The organism is Planktothrix serta PCC 8927, from assembly GCF_900010725.2.
Lineage (GTDB): Bacteria > Cyanobacteriota > Cyanobacteriia > Cyanobacteriales > Microcoleaceae > Planktothrix > Planktothrix serta.
In genome coordinates this window covers 182533-202682 of sequence record NZ_LR734869.1, presented here as the reverse complement: position 1 = coordinate 202682, position 20150 = coordinate 182533, and the positions used below count along the sequence as shown (strand labels likewise).

Below are 20150 nucleotides of genomic sequence, written 5' to 3'. Positions count from 1 at the left end.
AGATAGGGTTAGTTGAACAAAAGTTCAATACCCAAACGTCCCCCATAGCGTTTGTTGCAGCCATCGGGATCATTCAACCTTGATCGGGTGGTGTCTTGACCCAATTAATCTGGGATTGAGGTTTTGGTAAAAAACCCAAAAACCCTACAGGAGGAAAACTGCCATGCTCAGAACTTGGACAGATACTCACTACAAATTAGAAGACCATGATTGGCTTTATATTGCCACCCATGAAGAACAAGGTTCAGCATCGTTAGTATGTCCAGGTTATGCACGGGATGGGGAAGGATTTAGTATTCATTTTACCACAGCCCATACCCCTTTGTTAGAGCATTTGTTAGCAGCTTTACGCATTCTTAAAGCTCAACAAGAAGCATTGTATCCCTATCCTGAACCCGAAAAACAATCCCATTTAATTCGATAGATTATTACCGAATTAAAACAGAATAGGGGCGAGAGGATTAAAACCCGATTAACTCGCCCTTATAGAGAAATTTTTGTTGAAATTTGAAAAAATAAAGGAAAATAAAATGACTAAAACATTAGAAAGAGCGAGTTTTACTGTCTTTGGAGCAAAACCTAAAGAAGCTTTATTAGTTCCCGAAATTCCGATTGCGGTTCGCAATAATTGTCAGGCGGGACAGTGGACAATTGGGGATACAGATTATGGTTCTAAGTGTTCCATGACTATCCTAAAATTTAGCAAATTTTTTGGCAGTTTAGGACAAACAGAACACACCTTATGGGGTCAAATTTGGTTTGTCGCGGAATCAGGAGAATTGCCGAAAGGGGTGGTGATGGTGACCTATTTAAAATCACGGGGATTGAGTGATTTTAACCGTTTAGTCGCTTCTGTTCAAGCGCGAGGCGTTGAACCCGCAACGGGGATTTTTGTGCCGGAATTTACCAAGCATTCTGGTCAAAAACCCGATGAAAATGGAGTTGTAAAACCGATTAATTATTATAGTTTAAAATGGTCTTGGCAAGAACGCACCGATTGGTCTATTGTCGAACAAGCGGCGGCGGTTTTATCCGATCCGAGTAATTTATCGCGGATGATTGACTTGGAAGGAACCCGAAAAATGGTATGTTTAGATAACTTACCTCCCCATGAAATTGCTTGTTTAATGGCGGCTTATGCGAAAGGAGAAGAACATTCTGAATTGATCTTAAATTCAGGACAAGATGTTGCATTACCTCCGGCTTTAGCTCAAGTTTCGGCGTAAGTATTTTAGGGAATTCACCCTAACATCAGATAAGGACGGGTTTTATCAATTTAGGTAATTTTCCCGTCCTGACACTATCGGTTTTTATAACAGGTGTTATAGAAGATTACCGATGTTTAAAGATTTGGTTTTTACGACTCCTATTTTTTCGTTCTAGGAAAACATGAAAAAAACGATCAAATTAAACCCTCCTAATTCCATTGAACATCAATTAATGACCACCTGTGAGTTAACTAATCAAGTCCGTCAAGATACGATGCAGGATTTGGAAAATATTGGTGAAGACTTTAAGCATTTATTCTTAGTCATTCAATCAGTTCAACGGAATTATCAGGCGTTGTTAGACCAAAATCAACAATTGCAAAGTTTATTGCTAAACTTGGTTAAAGATTGCTATTGTTGGGAAGGAAATCGTTGTCAAAATTGTCAAAAGATTTTGCAAGCGATGGGCTCCGCCCAGCCGAAGGCGATCGCTAAAAACTCGACTAACCCTGATGCGGAATCTACTGAAAAATATCAAGATATTGTCACTCAACTGCGAAAACGGAATTAACTTTTAACTGGATATCCAAACGGCTTAAATTTTTGAGGAAATATCCAGAAGGGTTACTAATCTAACTTATTTTTTACATGGAGAAAATTGTCATGACCCATTCCCCTTTTGTCCCCAGTAGTAAAACCCAACTTTTAGCAGCTTTTCAACAAATTTTAGCCGAACAAAAACGAATTGAATCAAAAGTTGCAACCAAGGAACAGGAAGCGGAACAAGAAAAAGGCAAACAAATTTTAGAAACGGCTGCAACCTATACCGTTGATACTATTGTTAAAGGGTTAGCAGATTTACAACTTGATTTTGGTTCCATTATAACAGAATTAACCGAAAAATTACGCACGGAGTCTACAAAATTAGAGGAGTTAAAACGAGGAATTGAAATTGAAACCCAACAGTTAAAGGAAGTTCATAAAATTCGCATTGTTGCCGATTCTCTCCATATTTTAACCCAAGAACATCAGGAAAAGTTAAGTTTATTAGAACATAACGCCACAATTCAGCAAGAAAGTTTGCAGAAAGATACAACCACAAAGCACAAAATCTGGGAAAAAGAACAACAGGAGTTTGAAATATCGGTGGAAGAAGAAACAGAACGTTTAACGCGCAGTCGTGAACAAGCAGAAGCAGATTATAACTATGAATTAGAACGAACTCGACGAATTGAAACCGATGAATATGAAGACATGAAACGGAAGTTAGAACGGGAGTTACAAGAATTAAATCAAGAAAAAGATAAAAATTGGACAGAACGGGAGCGAATTCTAACCGCAAATCTAGGGGAATTTGAAGCGAATCAACAACAAGTTGCGGGATATGAAGAGGAACTGAAACAAGCTTATAATAATGCTAAAGAAGAAGCAATTCAAGAAGCGACACGGGAAGCGAAAGTTAAAACCGATTTATTGACTAAAGAATGGGAATCTATGAAACAGGGTTATGAGTTACAGGTTCTCTCTTTAGAGCAAACAATTCAACGACAAAATGAACAAATAACTCAAATTTCTACTCAGTTACAAGAAACCTTAAAACAAGCTCAAGATCTTGCAATGCGAGCTTTTTCAAGTTCAACAGGTTCTAATAGTGGGAATAAATAGAGATAAATCCTTAATATTCGGGTGTTTTGCAACAGCGCAATTTATCTACTAATAAAAACAAAAACAGGAGACATAAACTATGACTAAACGCATGAATGATCGTAATACGAAAGCGGAAATTTTGGAAGCTTATCAAGAATTAAATGAAGAAAAAAATGCCTTAGAAGCACAAATTAAACAACTTAATTCTACTCAAAATCAAGTTCAACAGACCCGGAAGGAGGAAATTAAACCGATGACCACTACACCTGCGGTTAAAAAGCCGAAAATGCAGCAAACTATTGAGAATTTATTCCTATTACAAGCTGGGTTTGGAAGTGCGGTTAGTGAATTATCAGAACAGTTAACTTCAGAAGCGATAAAACTGGGAGAATTGCGACAAACTGTTACCCATGAATTGCAACAATTAGAAGAATTACATGATTTAGAAACCGTTGACGATGATACATTAGATCATTTAGTTCAACGGTATGAAGAAAGTGCTAAAACCTTTGATGAAGAATTAAGTTTACGACGAGAAACCTTAGAACAGGAAATCCAAGAACAGCAAAAAGCATGGCAAAAAGAACAGGAAGAATATCAACGCACGGTTAAAGAACGCAATGAAACGTATAAAAAATCGCGGTTTCGAGATCAAGAAACCTATGATTATAATTTAAAACTGCAACGAGATATTGATGGGGATACCTATTCACAGAATAAGAAAACTCTGTATAAAGAACTAGAAGATTTGCAAGAAGAACAGGAAAAACAATGGACTGAACGGGAAAAAACGATTGCTGAACGGGAAAAACTCTATGCAGAAGTCAAAGCTAAAGTAGAAGAATTTCCTCAAAAATTAGAAGAAAATATCAAACGCGGAAAAGATCTAGGACGGAATATTGGCAATTATCAGGCAAAAATTAAAGCTGATTTATTTGCGAAAGAAGTGGAAGGTCAGAAACAATATTATGAATTGCGCGTTAAGTCCTTAATGGAAACCATTCAAAGTCAAGATACTCGTCTACAAACTTTATCGAAACAATTAGATTCTGCGTTAAAACAGGTTCAAGATTTAGCGGTCAAAGCCATTGAAGGCGCTTCTAATGTCAGTTCGTTCCAAGCGGTCAAAGAAATTGCCTTAGAACAAGCTAAAAACCCCAATAAAGGGAAATAAAACTTAATTCACCTGTAGAGACGTGTGATGGCACGTCTCTACCGAGGATATTGATTTTGGAAACAAAATCATTTTTTATTGCCATTTTCTGCCAAATTTTGCTAACCTAGGATCTAAAGATGTTTGTCAATCTTAGTAAGGATGCTCCCCTCTATGAAATCTGAACAGGTTATTACCTTTTTTTCGGAAATTGTTACTCATAAACCCGAACTATTTCAAGGAAACATTTTAAAGGATTTAACTCGATTAGAAAGGGTTCTGGACGAGTCAGAAATAGAATCGGAACCGGAGCGTATTGAATCTGTTACAGAAGCGATTATCGAGTTTTGTGATGTTAATCCTGAAATTCATTCTCAATTGACAGAAATGGCATTAGAACCCGGACTTAATCATCCTCAAACATCAGGAGAAAGTCAAGTTCAACTGTTAAGTGAGTGCGTTAAAAAAGTTTTAGATTTACATTTATTAAACCATCCTCACATCTAAATGTAGAGTTTTATTTTTCTTTTAAATGTTCTCCTTATTTGAGCAATTCTTGCCATTCTAAAATGACAGGAGCCGGGAGAGTTAGAGTGTGTCGTTTATCTTCTAAAGGTAAATTTAATTTGACCTGTTCTGTTGAGGACAGTTGGGGTAAAACTTCCTTGAGGTTATATTCACCAACATTAGGAGCAGGTGACTTTTTAGCAAATTGATCCTCGGCTTCCAAAAGTTTTCCTTGAGGAGTGCTAATTTCTAAATTTTGAGGATGAATAAATACAGCCTGATCAGGAAATCCTACTAGGCGTAAATCTAGGGTTTTAATTTGTTCATTCTTCACTCGTTTAAATAGAACAACTTGCCAAGATTTTCCGGTTTCATCGGGTAAAGTATGGCGAGATTGATATAACATTTGTCCGGGGGCTTCTTGTTGTTGTCGGATGACAGCCCATGCAGGTTCTTGGATGAATAAATGGCTTCCTAAGATTAGGAAAAATAAAGTCATCGGCAGGATGAAAGTTCGGGTTAATAATCTGAACATCATTTTAATTTTTAGAGTTAAAACTATAGGAGAATTAAGGGATTTTAGTTAAAAAATCCGGCAAGGAGTTGGTATTGATAGTTGATTATATGCCTTTTAAGTTATGTTTGTCAAGTTGAGTTGACATCAATTTCCTGCTGAAGCTAGAGAATGGGTAAAATGTTCTCTAGGTTTTAGAGACATTACGCGATCGCTATTTAGTTGAAGGAGTTGTTTAAAATGATCGATTTCTGCTCAGAAAGCATAATTTAAACTGTCTTTTTTGGCAATATTCTGGAACGCTATAGAATTAATTGCAATTTTCTTCCTAATCATATTTTTAGTACATTTGTAAGTAATACGCTGTTCTGCTTGAGCACTAAAGGAGGCGATCGCAACAATTCCGACTCCAATTATTAAACTAAAACCGATTATTTTCATAGCTTTAATACCTCAAATTAGTCCCTTTAATTAACTTATTCATCTGCATAGATGATCTGAATGGCAAATAGGCTGATTTGATTTTAATATAACAGAATTAACCAGTGGGAGCTAAGGTATAGATTGACAAATCATCTTTACAATACTTAATATAGGCAAGCGATTACAGATGAAACTGCGGGACAAAGAGCGTATGCCAACTTTTTTACTGGTTTGGTTGGGACAAATTATTTCCCTATTTGGTTCCAGCTTAACCGAATTTGCCCTAGGGGTTTGGGTCTATCAAACCACAGGTTCCATTACCCAGTTTGCCCTGATTTCCGTTTTTATTCATCTGCCCAATCTGTTAATTTCCCCCCTAGCAGGTGCGGTGGTAGACCGTTGGAGTCGTCGAGGCGCGATGATTCTCAACGATATCATTTCGATCACGGGAACGCTAATTTTGATGGGGCTGGTCTTTTCTCAGCGCTTAGAAGTTTGGCATATTTACATTGCTGTGTCCGTTAGTTCGATTTCCAGCGCCTTCCAATGGCCTGCTTATATGGCCTCAATTCCCCAACTGGTGCCCATGAATGAGTTGAGTCGTGCTAATGGCATGGTTCAAGTTTCTAGGGCGATCGCTAAAATTTCTGGGCCAACAATTGCCGGGATTTTAGTTGGCAGTATTGGCATTGGTTCAATTTTAATTATTGATTCAGGAACGTTTATTTTGGGGTTAATGACACTCTTATTCGTGCGGTTTCCCCAACTAGAACATTCAACTTCTCAACGACAACCGTTAAACTTTAAACAACTTTGGAAAGAAACCCGTTCCGCTTGGAATTATATTTTAATTCGTCCTGGGTTAAGAAAATTATTAAGCTTTTTTGCAGTAACTTACTTTACAGAAGGAATGCTTGCTATTCTATTCTGGCCGTTAGTATTAAGTTTTGCGACCAGTAAAGAGTTAGGATTAATTCTATCCATTAGCGGTTGCGGAATGCTCCTAGGAAGCGTTGCTGTCAGTGTTTGGGGTGGCCCCAAAAACCGCATGAAAGCAATATTATGGTTAGTCGGTTTACAGGGTTTATGTCTCTGTTTAGGCGGTTTTAAACCTTCAGTTATTTTGGCAGGAATTGGCGGTTTTGGTTATTTATTTGCTCGTCCCTTTATTGTCAGTAGTAATCATACAATCTGGCAATCTAAAGTCCCCTTTGAGTTACAAGGACGCATCTTTTCCTTACAAAGTATTGTCGAGCGATCGCTATTAATTTTATCTCATTTAACCGTTGGGCCTTTAGCCGATCGCGTTTTAGAACCCATGATGAAACCCGATGGACTCTTAGCCGATAGTGTGGGCAAAATTATTGGGGTGGGCGCCGGACGAGGAACTGGGTTATTGTTTATGTTAATAGGTATTCTTAATCTCGTAGCCGTGCTAGTTGCCTATCGAATGCCTCGGTTACGACGAGTAGAAAAAGAAATTCCCGATGCGATTGGTATGATCAGTTATTAACAAACAACTCAAAAGCTTGCTCGACCTAGATCACATCTTGTGTTTATTTATGCCCACCTACTTATTACTGTATGAAAATCTCATCCCAACAAAAGTGGCTGATCTATCCTGCAGCTTTCCTCGCCCTGATTCTGGCTTTTGAATTAATACGGGTTGGATACGATTCTGACTCGCCAGCTTTTTTGGATGGTTATATTCGCAGAGGTGTGGAATATACGTTACTCAATGGCATTTACATCCTTTGGCTCGTGAAAGGGATACGATCCCATCCCTCTAGCGATCAAACTGCTGAAGCGGATCGATATTCCCTGCAAGATTTTTCAACGCTGATTAAACCTGGTGCTATTTTTTTAATTGCTGCCTGGATGAGTTACCCTGCCACCACTGATCCCTATCTTTATCTTCACTATGGTATGGTAGCCCTGAGCAGCTACAATCCTTACCTTGTTCCTGCAGGAGATTTTACCTCCCAATTCTCATCGCTTTCACCATGGTCTCAGACTGCAACCTATGGGCCCATCTCCTTAGCATTCTTCATGATTGCCGCCGCTACTTCCTCGATTAGTATTGGAGTTGGGATTTACAGTCTTAAAACTTTATTTCTGCTCATCCACTTGCTCAATTCTTATCTGATTTGGAACCAAGTGAAAACCTTTGAGCGGGGAAACTTCATTACGATCGCTTATCTTATCAACCCCATTATTCTATTTGAGCAGGTAGGCAATGCACGGGTTGATGTCTTGCTTTGTACAGCACTCATTTTACTCGTCAAGTTCCTCATAGAAGGCCGTTATGTTCGCAGTGTTGCTGCGATCTGGTTGGGGATTTTATCCAAGACATTACCGATTATTTGGGCACCTTTGCTGGGTGTATTTCTTCTAAAACTGAGGCGTTGGAAAAGTATTGCATTTTCTTTATTTTTATCGATCATGCTGCTATTCATTCTCTCCCAAACGTTACTAACAGAGGCTCATGCTTGGATTAGCTTATTGAATCCGGGAGTCGCCTGGCATAATGCGGGTTCTTTTCACGATATTCTGAATAGACTATTAACGCTTGCTAAACCTTTCCTACCTGCTCTCATTGTTCAAAAGCAAGCTGGACTTGTTTGGTTATTCAAGATCTGTACCTACATACTCTACTGCCTTTATTACGCCTGGATCTGCCTCAGAACCTTCTTTCGACGGCACTATACTGCTTTTGAGCTAATCCTTGATCTGGGTTGGGTAACCCTGACCCTGTTTCTATTTGCGACTCCCTGGTATCAACCTTGGTACGCGACCGTTTTAATTTGCTTTGTTGCGCTCCTGAATTTCAGGAGCCCATTTTTCTGTTTTGTTGCTCTGACTTACTCCGTTTGTAGCACAGTTGTTTACTACCTCTTTGCTGGAGGTTCTGAATTCATTCCCCTTTTGTTCGCGAGCATCATGACTGTTGTACCAACCACGCTTTTGTTACTATTGAAATCTAAGATAACACAGGGTATGTAAGCGCACGCACCAAAAACCAACTTATGCGAATTCTGCAAATTATTCCTTCAATTTCTTTAGTTTATGGTGGCCCTAGTCAAATGGTACGGGGTCTTTCTACGGCCTTAGCTAAACTGGGAGTTAATGTCACGATTTTGACAACTAATTCTAATGGAGATAGCGGTCAAGCACCCTTAGATGTTCCTTTAAATCGACCTGTAGAAGAAAATGGTTATCAAGTTCGCTATTTTCCCTGTTCTCCCTTTCGTCGTTATAAATTTTCTTTAGACTTATTAAAATGGTTAAAAAAACACGCTTCTGAGTATGATTTAGCTCATATTCATGCGTTATTTTCTCCCGTAAGTTCAGCCTCGGCGACGGTGGCGCGTTCTCAAAAATTACCCTATATTTTACGACCATTAGGAACCCTAGATCCAGCCGATTTAAACAAGAAAAAACAGTTAAAAAAACTCTATGCAGCCTTATTAGAACGTCCCAATATTGCGGGGTCGGCGGCGATTCATTTTACCAGTCAGGAAGAAGCAAAAATCTCGGAACGATTTGGAGTCAAAACTAACGATTTAGTGATTCCGTTAGGGGTAACATTACCCCAATTAACCCAAACTCCTCAAGCAATTTTATCTCACTTAGAAATCAAGCCCAATGCTCCGATTATTTTATTTTTATCTCGAATAGAACCGAAGAAAGGACTGGATATTTTAATCCCCGCGTTAGAAAAAGTCTTAAAAACAGGATTAGACTTTCAGTTTATTTTAGCAGGTTCTAATCCTCAAGATCCCGAATATGAAATTAAAATCAAACAACAAATTCAACAATCTCCTTTAGGCAAAAAAACAATTATTCCAGGGTTTGTGACGGGAGAGATTAAAACCGCATTATTAACAATAGCCGATTTATTTGTCTTACCTTCCTATTATGAAAATTTTGGCATTGCAGTAGCAGAAGCCATGGCTGTCGGAACTCCGGTGGTTATTTCTAAAGGAATTTATATTTGGGAAGATGTGGAACAAGCCCAAGCAGGTTGGGTAGGAAATGGAAATATTGATCAAATATCAAGCTTAATAGAAACCGCATTAACGAATCCACGAGAACGTCAAAAACGAGGGTTAAATGCTCAAAGTTATGCCTTAACTTATTATAGTTGGGATGCGATCGCGCAACAAATGATCCAAGCTTATCAAGGATTAATTAGACCCTAGTGCTAATAGAACTTAACTTTTATTCAACGCATTGGGTAAATCAATCCCCACTTGATTATTGAAAATCTCCATATATCTTAAATCTCGTTCATCAAAACTGACTTTTAAATAATCAGGAATATCATTAATATCTTTGGGATGATAGGGGGGATAATCTCCTAATTTTCGCTTATTTACAAGTTGAGTTACCCCTAATAATTCCCCATCAAAACTTAAAATAGGCATACACAATAAACTACAGGTGCGATAACCCGTTTCTTGATCCGTTTCTTTGGCGGTTTGGGACTCAGGATGATCATAAACATCAAACGGAATCATAATTGGTTTTTTCATTTGGGCAACTTTTCCCGCAAATCCTTCATTTTTATAAATATAAAAGGTTTCTAATGTGCCATCAATTCTAGGGATTTTTGTCCAGAGTTTACCTGAATCATGATCATCCACTAACCAGAGGGTACTGCGGTCAGCGTTGGTTAATTTTTTAGCTGATTCTATCACTGTATACAGAATTCTTTCAGGATCAAAACCAATTTGACGAACAGAATTAATGGCGGCTCTTAAGGTATCAGTAGCCCGTTGTTTTTGCAGGGTACTAATTTCTTGATGAAACGATTGACATCCCTCTAATACTTTAATAATAAATTCTGAACGTTTATCGAGTTGTTCGACATCTTCGGCGGTAAATCCATCGTTATTAATTTGATCAGAATTTAAACTAGGAGCATCAATTAATTTATTTAAGAGACGAATCACTGCAATGATGTGTCCTTCAGAATTAATAAATGGAAAAAATAAAGCATTGTGTAAATTTTCTCGTAAATCAGATCGCACCCCAATTTTAAACCAAGGATCATCTAAATTAGAAATCGAGTTCAGGACTAAACTTGAACCAGTATTAAGCAATTTTTGGGCTAAATTAACATTAGATTCAATAATAACTTCGATGAGGTTATTAGCATTATTAACATCTGGAATAATTGACCAAAATTCCTGTTTATCGCTATTAAGAATAAAAATATCCGTTTGAGCAACCGTTAGCAATTTACTAATCGATTGCATCATAAACTCTAAAATATTATATAAAGTGCTATAGAGTTCTTCATCTTTCTGACTTCCTACCGCTTGACTTAACATAGCCAGGGTATGATAAACCACTTTTTGGGATTGAAATTCGGCTAATTTTTTTAAGCGTTCATGAACTTTTGCATACTGTAAAGTTACCCCGACTCGTTCATTAAAAACCTGCATAGATTGGCGATCATTTTTATCAAAACTGGCTTTGAATTTTTGCGGTGCTTGCGGCCAAGAGGCGGGATTATAATCGGGATAATTACCCAGATTTAATTTATTAACTAATTGAGTTACTCCTAATAATTCCCCATCGGGATTTAAAACAGGCATACACAATAAACTACAGGTGCGATATCCTGTTTCTAGGTCGGTTTCTTTAGCCGTTTGGGAATCAGGATGTTGATAGACATCAAAGGGAATAATAATCGGTTCTCTAGTTCGTGCAACTTGACCCGCAAACCCTTCATTAATATGAATTCGTTTTTCAATTAATGTACCATCAATTTGACTAATTTTTGTCCATAATTCCTGTTGTTCTTCATCAACTAACCAGAGGGTACTGCGGTCAGCATTCATTAAGTTTTTTGCCGCATTCATCACCCGTTGTAAGATTTCTTTAGTATCTAATTGACTCCCATCTAAGGAACGAGTGGCTTCTGCTAAAGCAGCAGTCGCTTGTAATTTGCGACTGGCTTGACGACAGGATTGACAACTTTCTAAAAATCGCCGAATATGGGGAGCAAATCGAGTTAATTGTTCTTCATCATCTCGGTTAAAACCCTCTTTTTTAATCCGTTTTGCTAAGGGTTCTGATTCAAAATTATCCGCTTTTAATTTATTCAATAATTGAATCACAGCCACAACTTCTTGGGATTGATTACAAATAGGATAAACTAAAACATTATAGGTTTGATAGCCATATTTTTGATCTGCTAATTTAACTAAACTAGAACGCGGATCATCATAAACATTAGTAGGAATATTAATAATTTGTTTAATTTTTGCGGCTTGTCCAGCCAGACCTTCCCCAAAGGGAACTTGAATATTTAAAAATTCATTACTTTGATTTTCAGCGACTAAAGACCACAATTCCGTTTTTTCAGCATTTAACAGGTAAATTGTAGCGCGATCTGCTTTTAATAAATCTCCTAATTTTAAAGTAATTTGTCGTAAGACTTCATAAATGACTTCATCGGAACTCGTTCCTTCAGCAACTCGTCGAATTTGGGTTTCTAACAGTTGATCTTTGAGTTTGGCTAAGGTTTGAATAAATTCGGGTTCAACCACTGCGAATTCATCGCGTAACTCTCCTAATGCTTTTTGACACCAACTAGAGGTAAATACTTCTTGATAAATCCGATTTCTAACTTGTAACGTTCCTTCTCGTTGACTGACTAAACCCGATAACCGCAGTTCCATTTGTTCAACACTATTATCCGCTAAAACTTCCCCTTTTTCTCGAATTTTCTGATATAATTTTAACAGATCAATACTGCGATTTTTCTGGCGAAGTAGCCGATCTCGAATCGTTCTTAAATGTTCAGGTTCGTCTTGATGCTCCCAATTATTAATGATGTGCGATCGCACAAACTTCTCCACCCATTCCGATTCTAAACCAAGGGGAATTTGATCGGAGGATTTAACAATTAATTTACACAGCTTTTGGGTTAAAAACGGTTGTCCTGATGTCCAATCGAGAACCGCATCTAATAACGCTTGGGGACGTTCTGATTTAAGTTTCAATCCTTCCACAATCGGTTGAGCTTCGTGGGATTGAAATCCATGTAATTCAATCCCATAACCACAGTCAAAAGGTAAACTATTATAGTTAGCATCCTTCATCAAATCATAGGGAGAAGCAACCCCTAAAATTGCAAAGGTTAGGCGATTATATTCCGGCTGTTCGGCGCGTTTATTATAACAAGCTCGCAGTAATCCTAAAAACTCATTCGCTAAGTCGGGTAAGCGCAGTAAACTATCAATTTCATCAATAAAAATCACAATATTTTTGTCAACTAATAGGGAATGTTTTAATAAAATATCATGAATAAATTTATTAAATCGATTCATGGGGGATAAATCTGACTCTCGACATCCCAATTTAAAGCTATTAATTGATTCTAAAAGGTTAAAACTTTCCGCCAAACTATCAATAATATCCGCATAAAATTGTTTGCGCGTTAAATCAGAACTAATAATTGCGGTTAAATCAATAGAAGCACAAGCTAACCCCTGATCTTGGAGTTTACGCATGGTTTTAACCCGCAAACTCGATTTTCCCATTTGACGACAAGTTAACACATAACAAAACATTCCGCCCATGAGTTGATGATATAATTCATCATCGGCTTTTCTCCAAACATAAGTCAGTGAATCCGGGGGTAAACTGCCGCCAACTTTATATTCATAGCTCATAAAATACCTCCCTAATGTTCAATTTAAAATCAACGATTAAATTAAACTGAAATCTGATAAACCTTCATGGAACCGATGCCTTTTAAGTCTCTAAATTCACTCTTGGTAATATTTAAAGCCAGATGACGTTTAACCGCTTCATAAACGATTGAAGAAATACAAATTCCCCTAGGATTTGCTTCAACTTGCAGTCGTGCTGCAATATTAACCCCATCTCCATAGACATCATTACCATTAAAATAAACCTCCGCTAGATGAATGCCAATTCGATGCTCTAAAATCGCATCAGAGGGTAATTCAGTGGCGGCTGTTGTCAGGGTTTTTTGGATTTCTTGAGCGCATTGAACCGCTTTTACCACCGAAACAAAATACATTAGTAACCCGTCTCCTACTGATTTTAATACTTGTCCTTCAAATTGTTGACACAATCGGGTAATTAAATTCAAATCTCTAAAAACAGCGGCTAAGGTTGGTTCTTGGTTTTGATGATGTTTTTGCGCTGAATCTTTGACATCAGTAAACACAATTGCCGCTAAAACATTTTTCGTTTGTTCAGGAATAAGTTCTAGGGTTTCTAATCGTTTTTCTCCGGGAGGAAACGTCAACAGGGAGGATTTTAAACGATCTCGAAAATACTCTCGATATAAGGTTTTGCGAATTTCTACTTGATTTCCTTGTAAATAAACTAACCCCATACTATTGAGATCAAACGCTAACTTTGATTTTAACTCAATAGCCTGTTCCGATTCCACAACGGTTCTAAATGCTTGCGCTAATTCAGTATATTTTTCTAAATTCCAAAGATGTAATCGTAAATAATCCGCATAAATTCCGGTGTCCTTGGGAGCATCTTCTAAGATTTGTTTTAAACTAATTTTTTCCCGCACCATTTTATAAAAAGCAACCCGTAATAAATGGGGATGTCCTCCTACCATTCCCATTAGTTTTTCAATTTCAAAAGCAGTTAATTTAAACCCATGTCTACGAGCGAGTTCTTGCACTTGTTCTTCATTCAATTCTGGGAGTTTAGCATCTAATCCCACATTAAAGGGAGATTGATGAATATCTAAAGGAATATAAACTTCTGTTCCGTGAGAAATTACTAAACGCAGGTTTTTCCAAATCTCAATTTGTTTAGATTTTTCATGCCAAGCTCGGAGTAAACCAAAGAAATCATCGGCAATTTTTTCATGTTGAAAAATTCGGTCAACCGCATCTAATCCTAATACTAAAGGTTGCCCCAATTTGGGTAATAAATATCGAGCAAAATAGTTTGTACAATTATTTTTACTGCCTAATTCTTCATCCCAATATTGATTCAGTTGCATGGGAAGTTGTAAATCATCAGCCACCATTGCACAAAAACGCCGTAAAAATCGATTCAAATCAGCAAAAACTTCATTATCGGTTAACTCAAAATTCACCACAACAGTACGACAACCTTGTCGTTGAGCATAGTTTAAAAGTCTCGCCATTAAAGAGGTTTTTCCCATTTGTTTCGGTGCTTTAATCCGAATTAAACTTCCGGGTTTAACAATTTCTTCATAGGCTTGAGATTCAATCGGAGGACGTTCAATATAAAAAGGGGAGGATAAATTAACTTGACCACCGGGTAATTCTAGTTCAAAATTAACGGTTTGATTGGATTTTTCTAACCCCCAATTAGAGGAATAAAACTGATCCCGTTTTTTAAATAATTCTTGTAAAATTAACCGAACTGTTTTAATCCCTACTTTTTCCCCCGTTGCATCTGAAAGCAGTTTCCATAAATTAGGGGCTAAAATCGTTTGAACCGTATTTTCACTATACCCTGTAATCCGAATTTCCTTGAGTTTAGAACCCAGCAGTGCTTGTCTAAGGATCGCTTCTTGAACTTGATCCAAAGGATTTTGAGTCCGATTGATAACCAGATGTTTAGCAAATTTAATTAGCTCTAAGACCTCTACATCCATGATCAGGCCCTCTTGCTTCCCCTTTTTCTTTTAAAATACCATGAATTTTATGAATTTTATGAATTTTATGAAGAATCAGGGTGTTCTGGTGATAAAAATATTGAATTTTATGATTTTTTTTGATGAAGGATTAGGCTTTTATTTTCTAAAAATGTCAATATACTAGATTTAGAGAGATGAGCTATAGTTCCTATTTACCTCTTTATTTTTTATTATCAGGGCAAAACTATGAACCTTTCCACTCAAGTTGCTTTATCTCCACAAACCTTGAGCATTTCAGAGTTTATTGCACCTCTGACACCCACAAATTTTCGCGTAGAAATGAAATCCGTTGAGCAACAACTGAAAACGGTATATCAAACTTTAGCAATGTTGCGGGTGAGTAATCATAGTTTTGAAGTCTTTCTCAATGAAATGCTGAATGCGATTACTTTAAAAATAGGGGAACTTTTAGGAGCAGATCGAACAACAGTTTTTTTAATTGATGAAGAACAAAAGGAACTCTGGTCATTAGTCGCTAAAGATGAAGGAAAAGGGTCTTTAGAGATTAGATTTCCCATTAGTCAAGGGATTGCAGGTCAAGTTGCTCGTTCCAAACAAAAGATTAATATTCCCTTTGATTTTTATGAATACCCAGAAGCGGCTTCTGCGAAAGCTTTAGATCAAAAAACTGGGTATCGAACCTACACAATGTTAACGTTACCTTTATTAAATGATCAGGGGGAATTAGTTGCGGTTGTACAACTTTTAAATAAACTTAAACCTGATAGTCATTCGGGTTTATCACTGGAAGATAGAATTGATTTTTCTGGCTTTAGTGTGAATGATGAAGTTTTATTTGCTGAGTTTTCACCGTTAATTCAGTTAATTATTGAAAGTTCTCAATCTTTTTATGATGCGACTCAAAAACAACGGGCTGCTGAAGCTTTATTAGAAGCCACTCGTTGTCTCGCTTCTAGTCGTTTAAATCTGGAAGAAACCCTAAAGCGGGTGATGAATGAAGCTAAAAAATTAATGAATGCGGATCGCAGTACCATCTGGTTATTAAACGATGAAGAAACGGCTTTATGGGCTAAAATTCCACAACAGGATGGCACATTAAAAACGATTACAGTTCAAGTCGGACAGGGATTTGCGGGAAAAGTTGCCCAAACGGGTAAACCTGTTAATATTGCTTTTGATTTATACAATCATCCTGATGCGAATACCTCTAAAAATGTGGATCAAACAACGGGTTATCGCACTTGTAGTTTATTGTGTATGCCTGTATTTAATGCCGATGGAAAATTAATCGGGGTGACACAGTTAGTTAATAAACGCAAACAAGGGGATTTTCCTGATTATAATCCCGAAGATTGGCCGAATGCTCCCGAATGTTTTAAAGCTAGTTTTAATCGCAGTGATCAAGATTTTATGGAGGCGTTTAATATTCAAGCTGGGGTAGCGATTCAAAATGCGAAATTGTTTGAAACTGTTAAACAACAATATGCCAAAATTCAACAACAAGAACAAATGCAACGGGATATCCTTCGCAGTTTAACAAACGGTGTAATTTCGACCAATTCCCAAGGGGAAATTATTGCGGCAAATCCCAGCGCAAATCGGTTGTTAGGGTTGAGTGAAACCGACTCTTTAGAAGGGAAATCTATTTTTGAATTAGTGCGCTTGAAAGGGGCTGATTTTCCCTATTGGTTTAATACGGCGTTAACCGGAAAGGATGAAAAATCTCGTCAACAATTTTACCCTGATCAAACCTTAGTTTCTGGGAAAAAATCAGAGTCTAGTGTCCATTTATCAATTAATTCTATTGCTGATGCTGGGGATCAAAAAAACATTTATGGGGCGTTAGTGGTGATGGATGATATTAGCGATGAAAAACGGCTGAAAAGTACAATGTATCGCTATATGACCCAGGAATTAGCGGAACAATTGTTAGCTAGTGGGGATGCCAAATTAGGAGGCGATCGCAAAGAAGTTTCTGTACTTTTTTCGGATATTCGGGGTTATACTAACTTAGTAGAAAGTATGGATGCGGAAGCTGTTGTGGGGATGCTCAATGAATATTTTAATGTCATGGTTGAGCCGATTTTTCAACATAAAGGAACCCTAGATAAATATATGGGGGATGCGATTATGGGGGTTTTTGGTTCACCCATTCCCTTAGAAGATCATGCTTGGAAAGCTGTACAAACGGCGTTAGATATGCGTTCAGCTTTGGTAGAATTTAATCATCAAAGAATGACTCAAAAACAATCCCCGATTCGGATCGGAATTGGGATTCATTCAGGGAATGCGATTAGTGGAAATATTGGTCATTCTCGACGGATGGAATTTACAGTCATTGGGGATGATGTTAATGTTGGTTCCCGTTTGGAAGGAACAACCAAACGCTATAATTGTGATATTATTATTAGTGGGAATACCTATGATCTTTGTGGGGATCGATTAAGGGTTCGAGAGTTGGATATTGTGCGAGTTAAAGGCAAAATTCACCCCGTTGCGCTCTATGAATTAGTGGGGGAAAAATCCGATATTATTCCTGATAATAAACTTGAAGCGATCGCTCTTTATGCAGCCGGACGCAAAGCTTATCTGAATCGAGATTTTACCACCGCTTTAAGCAAATTTGCAGCCGTATTATCTCTAACTCCTGAAGATTCGGCGGCAACATTGCATATTCAACGCTGTCAACATTGGTTAAAAACACCGTTACCTCCTAATTGGGATGGGGTAGAAACATTAACAGAAAAATAATCAAAATTAAACGGCTTTTTTACTAAAGCGTCCCACTTGTCTTAAGGCTTCTAAAAACGCACAAATTATGAATAACCTCACAATTTCTTCGATTTTGGATTCCCTTAACTCGCTTCACGCTCCCAAATTTTGAACACAACTCAAATAGGATGGCTATAGCTAAGGCATTCACCTTAGTAGAATTGTCAACAAATACTGTGGGACACACAGGAATCGAAGCTTGTGGAGAGGATGTAAGACTCGTTGCAGCTTGCTGCAAAAAGCATTCTTCTGTGAAACAAGAATCCCCCGTCAAGCTCACGCTGTGACGGGGGAGGGTCAAATTCAAATTAAGCCTTGTGGGGATGATCCCCTTCTGGTAAAATCAGAAACAAAAGTTAGTATTAAATACTTAGCTTGCCTGGGTGCAAGGCCTTCTGTCAGTCGGGAGTCTGTTCACTACCATAAGTTGAGGTTTACTCTACCTTCAGATCAGGTGAGGACTCAACGGTGCTGGCGTTGGTGATAGTTTTAATACTTAAAATTCAATGATTAAATTGTCAACAGTTTCTTTTAGGTTAGAGGAAGATGGGAAATAAGCCGGATCGCGTGGTTTTAATTGGCGTTGCTGGAGATTCCGGGTGCGGAAAATCAACATTTTTACGTCGGATAACAGACATCTTTGGAAAAGATTTTGTGACGGTTATCTGTTTAGATGACTATCATTGTTTAGATCGAAAGCAACGTAAAGAAACCGGAATTACGGCTCTAGATCCTAGAGCTAATAATTTTGATTTAATGTATGAGCAAATCAACGCTCTTAAAAACGGTGTATCTATTGATAAACCCATTTATAACCACGAAACTGGCGAACTCGATCCTCCTGAACGGGTCGAGCCTAATCATATTATCGTGATTGAAGGGTTACATCCGTTATATGACGAACGGGTGAGATCACTGCTTGATTTTAGTGTTTATCTTGATATCAGCGACGAAGTTAAAATTTCGTGGAAAATTCAGCGCGACATGGCAGAACGCGGCCATCGTTATGAAGATGTTCTGGCGGCAATTAATGCTCGTCGTCCTGATTTTGAAGCTTATATTGACCCCCAAAAGCAATATGCGGATGTGGTGGTTCAAATTCTGTCTACAAACTTGCTGGCTGAAGATAAAGAACACAAAATCCTGCGGGTGCGTCTGGTACAAAAAGAAGGTGTGGAAGGACTCGAACCTGCCTATTTATTTGATCAAGGATCTACAATTTACTGGACACCTTGCGGACGCAAACTCACCTGTTCTTATCCGGGTCTAAAAATGTATTATGGCCCCGATAACTACTACGGAAATGAAGTGTCTATCCTCGAAGTCGATGGTCAATTCGATAACCTCGATGAAATGATCTACGTCGAAGGACACTTAAGCAACCTGTCAACAAAATACTATGGGGAAATGACCCATCTACTCCGCGAACACCAAGAGTATCCCGGTTCCAATAATGGTAGCGGATTATTCCAGGTGTTAGTTGGTTTGAAAATGCGGGCAACTTATGAACGCTTAGTCGGAGTTACCGAAAAAGTAGCAGCAACCGTCTAAGTTTTGGACTGTTAGCTATTGACTCAAACAACTATAACGTGGGATCAATCGATCTCGCGTTTTTTTATTTGATTTTAGATTTAGCACTATCAAAACTGACGCAACTGGTACAGGAATGGCGCATCACTAACTCGCTTTTTATTAAAACGACGAGTTGGGTTGAGTCAGGAATTCTAGTTCTGCGGCTGTGCTGGGACGACCGAGAATCGCGTTACGATGAGGGAAGCGTCCGAACTTTTGAATAATATTAAAATGAGCGATCGCATAATCAAACATTGATGCAGTATTAGGATCATCTTTTAATGAGGCAAATAATTCTACAGAACGATGTTGATCGGCTAAATTTTCACTATGTTCAAAGGGAAGATAAATAAAAGCCCGTTGTACCCTGATCATTTGCTGATCATATCTTTGATCAACAGCATATTTCGCTAGGGTTAATGCTTTTGAATCTGTCGCAAAGGCTTCGGCTTTTCCTCGAAATAGATTTCGAGGAAATTGATCTAAAGTAATAATTAATGCTAAACAACTCAAGGGTGAATTTTGCCAAAAATCAAGCTGGTTTGTTGCAGCAAGTTCATAGGTTGAGAGAAAACGAGTCCTGATTTCTTGATCAAAAGTCGAGTTTTTGATAAACCAAGCGGGTTTAGGTTTTCCATAGTCGGGGTCATGGGGATGACCAAACCAGAAGCTTAAAATTTCTTCAAATTTATCCATAATTATTTTCAAAAA

The 20150-nt window shown here is 37.9% G+C and carries 16 protein-coding genes; 11 read left to right on the top strand and 5 right to left on the bottom strand.

Translation table 11 applies throughout. The annotated features are described in order from the left end of the window. Window positions 1-163 precede the first annotated feature (163 nt). From PL8927_RS11730 to PL8927_RS11705, 6 genes are all read left to right on the top strand, one after another. A complete protein-coding gene (locus PL8927_RS11730) occupies window positions 164-424 on the top strand; it encodes a hypothetical protein (RefSeq protein WP_083621509.1) in 261 nt (86 codons plus the stop codon). 106 nt (window positions 425-530) lie between these two features. Further along, window positions 531-1226 carry a hypothetical protein gene (locus PL8927_RS11725; protein ID WP_083621506.1) on the top strand — a complete coding sequence of 232 codons (696 nt, stop codon included), beginning with the start codon at window positions 531-533 and terminating at the stop codon, window positions 1224-1226. 163 nt (window positions 1227-1389) lie between these two features. Further along, entirely contained in the window at window positions 1390-1779 is a 390-nt protein-coding gene (locus tag PL8927_RS11720; RefSeq protein WP_083621504.1) for a hypothetical protein, read from the top strand. Window positions 1780-1871: 92 nt separating this feature from the next. Next, window positions 1872-2873 carry a coiled-coil domain-containing protein gene (locus PL8927_RS11715; protein WP_083621501.1) on the top strand — a complete coding sequence of 334 codons (1002 nt, stop codon included), beginning with the start codon at window positions 1872-1874 and terminating at the stop codon, window positions 2871-2873. Window positions 2874-2952: 79 nt separating this feature from the next. Further along, a complete protein-coding gene (locus PL8927_RS11710; protein WP_083621499.1) occupies window positions 2953-4029 on the top strand; it encodes a coiled-coil domain-containing protein in 1077 nt (358 codons plus the stop codon). Between the two features lie 153 nt (window positions 4030-4182). Next, window positions 4183-4515 (top strand): hypothetical protein, encoded by a 333-nt coding sequence (locus PL8927_RS11705; RefSeq protein ID WP_083621497.1) that lies wholly within the window; start codon window positions 4183-4185, stop codon window positions 4513-4515. Between the two features lie 34 nt (window positions 4516-4549). Here PL8927_RS11705 and PL8927_RS11700 read toward each other — a convergent pair whose 3' ends face one another. Next, on the bottom strand, window positions 4550-5053 hold the full coding sequence (locus PL8927_RS11700) for a DUF3122 domain-containing protein (protein ID WP_197047394.1): 504 nt from the start codon (window positions 5051-5053) through the stop codon (window positions 4550-4552). A 231-nt stretch (window positions 5054-5284) separates the two neighbouring features. After that, a complete protein-coding gene (locus PL8927_RS11695) occupies window positions 5285-5470 on the bottom strand; it encodes a hypothetical protein (RefSeq protein WP_083621492.1) in 186 nt (61 codons plus the stop codon). A 193-nt stretch (window positions 5471-5663) separates the two neighbouring features. On the opposite strand from PL8927_RS11695, the gene PL8927_RS11690 reads away from it, so the two are divergent. The 3 genes from PL8927_RS11690 to hpsP all read left to right on the top strand — a co-directional run bounded on the left by PL8927_RS11690 (window position 5664) and on the right by hpsP (window position 9654). Next, window positions 5664-6965, top strand: coding sequence for an MFS transporter (locus PL8927_RS11690; protein WP_083621490.1), 1302 nt, complete (start codon window positions 5664-5666; stop codon window positions 6963-6965). Window positions 6966-7036: 71 nt separating this feature from the next. Continuing rightward, window positions 7037-8455 (top strand): hypothetical protein, encoded by a 1419-nt coding sequence (locus PL8927_RS11685; RefSeq protein WP_083621488.1) that lies wholly within the window; start codon window positions 7037-7039, stop codon window positions 8453-8455. Window positions 8456-8478: 23 nt separating this feature from the next. Then, on the top strand, window positions 8479-9654 hold the full coding sequence (gene hpsP / locus PL8927_RS11680; RefSeq protein ID WP_083621485.1) for a hormogonium polysaccharide biosynthesis glycosyltransferase HpsP: 1176 nt from the start codon (window positions 8479-8481) through the stop codon (window positions 9652-9654). 12 nt (window positions 9655-9666) lie between these two features. On the opposite strand, the gene PL8927_RS11675 is transcribed toward hpsP, so the two are convergent. After that, the gene (locus PL8927_RS11675; protein WP_083621483.1) at window positions 9667-13140 is read right to left on the bottom strand and encodes a GAF domain-containing protein; all 3474 of its coding nucleotides are present in this window, start codon (window positions 13138-13140) and stop codon (window positions 9667-9669) included. 41 nt (window positions 13141-13181) lie between these two features. Next, a complete protein-coding gene (locus PL8927_RS11670; protein ID WP_231505989.1) occupies window positions 13182-15092 on the bottom strand; it encodes an AAA-like domain-containing protein in 1911 nt (636 codons plus the stop codon). A gap of 228 nt (window positions 15093-15320) precedes the next feature. On the opposite strand from PL8927_RS11670, the gene PL8927_RS11665 reads away from it, so the two are divergent. Beyond that, window positions 15321-17846: a GAF domain-containing protein gene (locus PL8927_RS11665; protein WP_083621477.1), complete on the top strand. Its 2526-nt coding sequence runs from the start codon at window positions 15321-15323 to the stop codon at window positions 17844-17846. A gap of 567 nt (window positions 17847-18413) precedes the next feature. Next, window positions 18414-19418 carry a phosphoribulokinase gene (locus tag PL8927_RS11660; protein WP_083621474.1) on the top strand — a complete coding sequence of 335 codons (1005 nt, stop codon included), beginning with the start codon at window positions 18414-18416 and terminating at the stop codon, window positions 19416-19418. A 141-nt stretch (window positions 19419-19559) separates the two neighbouring features. On the opposite strand, the gene PL8927_RS11655 is transcribed toward PL8927_RS11660, so the two are convergent. After that, a complete protein-coding gene (locus PL8927_RS11655; protein ID WP_083621472.1) occupies window positions 19560-20135 on the bottom strand; it encodes a DUF924 family protein in 576 nt (191 codons plus the stop codon). Window positions 20136-20150 lie beyond the last annotated feature (15 nt).